Here is a 4,360-nt window from a genome sequence, read left to right on the forward strand (position 1 = left end):
GACTGCATCCACTCCCGGAGCGATGCCACCTTCCTCTGGCGTCCCTCGACCACATCCACCTCTCAAAACCTCAAAAACATCCACGACTGCATCCACTCCCGGAGCGATGCCTTCTTCCCCTGGCGTCCCTCAACCACATCCACCTCTCAAAACCTCAAAAAACATCCACGACTGCATCCACTCCCGGAGCGATACCACCTTCCTCTGGCGTCCCTCGACCACATCCATACACACCAAAAAAAGCCCGGCATCTTCATATTCCAAAGACACCGGACTCCCATCAGTCATATATAAGCTGGAAATGAGACTCGAACTCACGACCCCTTCATTACGAGTGAAGTGCTCTACCGACTGAGCTATTCCAGCTTGTGCTAAACACAACTGATATTATACCGTATTTTACAAAAAATGCAAGCACTTTTTCCTACAATCCACTCAAATCCTTACCCTCCAATCCCCCCCCCAACCATATTCCCATTTAATTCACAAACCATCACTCATCCCCGGAAGCCCCCTTCCTGCGAGAAGCCACCCGTTTCACAACCTTTACCGCATCCTTTACAGCCACAGATTTTTCAACCACCTTCATTTTCGCCTTATCCATACGCTTTCCCCTGCTTTTCCCCACAGTCTTTTTCACATTTCCTTTCTTCACAGAGTTTTTCTTCACATCCCCCTTCTCCGGTGTACACCCAAATACCGCCACACCATAAGCCGGAAGCTTCAGCTTCAAAGAAAATTCCCTGTTATCACACTCCATATGAATAGCCGCTTTCGCCCGTGCGTTCACCACACCCTGTCCGCCAAACTTTTCACTGTCACTGTTGAAAATTTCCTTATATTTCCCCGCAAAAGGCACACCAACCCGGTAACTGTCATAAGATACCGGTGAAAAATTACACACCGCAAGAATCGTTTCTTCCGGCTTTTCCGTCTTACGAAGAAACGCAACCACATTCTCATCATAGCTGGTAAACTGGATCCACTCAAACCCATCCGAATTACCATCCATTGCATACAACGCCGAATGATTCCTGTAAAGTTCATTCAGATCATGCAGATACGCCCTCATTTCCGGCCCCACATCCCCATCCGGCGCAGTCATCTTCACACCCGGATGAAGCATCAGATAGCCATACGCAGCACGCAGCTGAGCATCCTTCTGCCTTGAAGATCCCGGAAGCTTCTCCAGAAACTCTTTTAACGTACCCACATCTCTCTTCCCCAGAGTCAGTACATAATGCTCACTATATGCATACATCATGGAAAGCGTCAGCTGATCATAATAATTTCGTCTGTCCAAAGGCTCTGCTTCCAGGTAAGAAAGAAGATCCTTTGTCCAGCCACCACTCCATTTATAGTCAAACCCCAGATGATCATTCTCCACACTGTCTGTAAGCTGCGGCCATAAACCATCCTCCTGTGCGATCAAAAGAATCCCCGGATACTGCTTCTTCACAATAGAATTCAGATGCTTCAGAAACTCCAGTGCCTGAAGATTCTCATTGGAACTATAAAGATTAGCCGTCCACTGTCCCGCCTCTCTTCCAAAATCCAGATACAGCATCGCATCTACATCATCCATCCGAAGTCCGTCCACATGAAATTCATCCAGCCAGAAAAACGCATTGGAAATAAGAAAATCTTTGACCATAGGACTTCCGTAATTATAAAGCATGGTGCCCCACATCGGATGAACGGCCATAGCCGGATCCTGTACTTCATAAAGAGGAGTTCCGTCAAATTTCTCAAGCCCTGCATCAAACCGTGGAAACTGAGCCGGTGTCCAGTCCAGGATCACGCCAATCCCTGCCTGATGAAGATCCTCCACCAGTGTCCGGAAATCTGCCGCAGTCCCAAAACGGGTAGTCACAGCATAATACGCAGACGTAGAATATCCTCCTGAACTTCGGTCAAGATACTCCATCACCGGATGAAATTCTACATGCGTATAACCGGTTTCCTTCAGAAACTCCACCAGTTCACCACTGTTTTTCCACTCTGTTACATCCGTTTCATAAATGGAAACCGGAACTTCACGGCTGGCAAACCTTTCACGTTCCTTCATCCACGCTTCATCCTGCCATAAAAAATCCCCCAGCTCTGTTACAACAGAAATCACAGACGGCGCTCCCTGGGTTCCATTTCCGTAAGGATCAGACTTCCGCTGTACATTGCCGCCTTTGATCTTGATCTCATACTGGTAAGAGGCCCCTGCCTGTACACCTGGAACAAAAATCTCAAAAATTCCGGACATTGGCATCCGATGCATCGGAAGACGCCTTCCATCCCACCTGTCAAAATCACCGACCACACTGACACGGATTGCATTGGGTGCCCAGACAGCAAAATATGTTCCTTCTACCTCGCCACAGGTCCCCGGATGCGCTCCCAGCTTCTCATATGCCTTGTAATAGACACCGGCACAAAAAGCTCGTTCCTCCTCTTCCGTGATCTGGCATGGACATTCATACGCATCGTAAAAAGTCTCTTTCCTGCTTCCTCTTATCACACGGAAACGATATTCCGGAATCCTTTTCAGTGGAAGCATTACAGCATAATAACCAGCCTCATCTTCCAGAATCATCGGATAACTCTTTTCCCCTACAACAACCTCTGCAGCATCCGCTCCCGGAAAAAATCCCTGGATCAGAACGCCATCCTCTGTTACCCTTGGCTGCATCACATCACGAGGTGATGCCTCCTCCCCATAAACGATTGCCTCGATCCGGGGCCAATCCATATATTCATACGCTTTATCAGCCATAATCGTCTCCTCCATCATATTTGTTGTTTTATAGACTAAGTTTACCACCATTTTACAGAAAAATAAAGATAACAGTTCTAATCTTCGCAAAAAGCACCACAAGTAACCGGTAACAGAACAGAAAATAATTCGATTTGGTTCTTCCCAAAATCATGTGTAACGATTATAATATGAAGCAGAATATGAAACAAATAACTTATCAGGAGGAATCATCAATGGAAAACAGACAGTATGATGTAACAGCTCTCGGCGAGCTTCTGATCGACTTCACAGAAAACGGTGACAGTTCCCAAGGAAACCCTACTTTCGAGGCAAACCCGGGCGGAGCTCCCTGTAACGTTCTTGCCATGCTGAACCGTCTTGGCAAAAAAACTGCATTTATCGGAAAGGTCGGAAACGACATGTTCGGCAAGCAGCTGAAGGCTGCCGTAGAAGAATGCGGCATTGATACCAGAAATCTTGTCATGGACGATGAAATTCACACTACCCTTGCTTTTGTACATACTTACCCGGACGGAGACCGTGATTTTTCTTTCTACCGTAATCCAGGTGCAGATATGATGCTGACAAAGGATGAGGTAGATGCCGATCTGATCCGCAATTCCAGGATCTTCCATTTCGGCACACTTTCTTCCACACATGAGGGTGTCCGTGAAGCAACCCGCTATGCTCTTGACGTGGCAAAAGAAGCCGGATGCATCATCACCTTTGACCCGAACTTACGCCCTCCACTCTGGAAGGATCTGAACGATGCCCGCAAAGAGATCGAATACGGCATGGAACGCTGTGATGTACTGAAGATTTCTGATAATGAAGTGGAATTTCTTTTTGACACAACAGATTATGACAAGGGTGCTGCCCTTATCGAAGAAAAATATCATATCCCGCTTGTGCTGATCACAATGGGAAAAGACGGAAGCCGCGCTTATTATCGCGGACGGAAGGTCGAGGCTGCTCCTTTCCTTCAGGAAAAAACCATTGAAACCACCGGTGCAGGAGACACCTTCTGTGCAAGCACCCTGAATTATGTGCTGGAACACGGTCTTGAGGATCTCACTGACGAAAATCTCGCAGAGCTGCTTACTTTTGCAAATGCAGCAGCTTCTCTCATCACAACAAAGAAGGGAGCACTCCGCGTAATGCCTGAAAGAGATGAAGTTCTTGACTTCATTGCATCCCGCAAGTAGTGTATGTTTTTCTTTTATTGAATTATTTTTTTGTTTATTGGCTTTGAAAAGCTGAGAAAACACCGCAGGGGGAGAAAGCACTCAAAGTTACGAAGCCCGTTTTTCTCCCCCTGCACCCCCTCTTTCCGGGCACGTACCGCAGAAACGACGCTTCGCGCCTATCCGCCAATTGTTGTGTATTCTTCATATTTTCCCTATTATATCATATATTTTTATTAATATCTTATCGTATAAAAATTTACAACCAATATCATTACGCATATTATATTTGCACATTATATTTGTATTTGATATATTTACATTTAATATATTTGCATTTAATATATTTGCATTTGATATATTTGCATTTAATATATTTGCATTTGATATATTTGCATTTGATATATTTGCATTTGATATATTTGCA

At 45.6% G+C, this 4,360-nt stretch carries 3 protein-coding genes and 1 tRNA gene; 1 reads left to right on the forward strand and 3 read right to left on the reverse strand.

Annotated elements, in window-relative coordinates:
- Positions 1 to 293: 293 nt before the first annotated feature.
- Together DW694_RS10710 and glgB are read right to left on the reverse strand one after the other, a co-directional pair.
- Positions 294 to 366: transfer RNA gene (locus tag DW694_RS10710), tRNA-Thr, on the reverse strand.
- 127 nt (positions 367 to 493) lie between these two features.
- Positions 494 to 2,767, reverse strand: a complete 2,274-nt coding sequence (gene glgB / locus DW694_RS10715) for a 1,4-alpha-glucan branching enzyme (protein ID WP_118752981.1) — start codon at positions 2,765 to 2,767, stop codon at positions 494 to 496.
- A gap of 215 nt (positions 2,768 to 2,982) precedes the next feature.
- Between glgB and DW694_RS10720 the strand changes: the two genes are divergently transcribed.
- Complete coding sequence (locus DW694_RS10720) at positions 2,983 to 3,954, forward strand: carbohydrate kinase (RefSeq protein ID WP_022427213.1); 972 nt, start codon at positions 2,983 to 2,985, stop codon at positions 3,952 to 3,954.
- A 183-nt stretch (positions 3,955 to 4,137) separates the two neighbouring features.
- Here the strand turns inward: DW694_RS10720 and DW694_RS10725 are convergent.
- Positions 4,138 to 4,360: pentapeptide repeat-containing protein (locus tag DW694_RS10725; protein WP_207664239.1), on the reverse strand; the 223-nt coding region annotated here is incomplete at its 5' end.

The organism is Ruminococcus sp. AM26-12LB (assembly GCF_003480785.1).
GTDB classification, from domain to species: domain Bacteria; phylum Bacillota; class Clostridia; order Lachnospirales; family Lachnospiraceae; genus Blautia_A; species Blautia_A fusiformis.

Excerpts from the sequence above, each read along its gene's own strand:
- glgB (WP_118752981.1), bottom strand. The coding sequence starts at position 2,767 with ATGGCTGATAAAGCGTATGAATATATGGATTGGCCCCGGATCGAGGCA.
- DW694_RS10720 (WP_022427213.1), top strand. The coding sequence starts at position 2,983 with ATGGAAAACAGACAGTATGATGTAACAGCTCTCGGCGAGCTTCTGATC.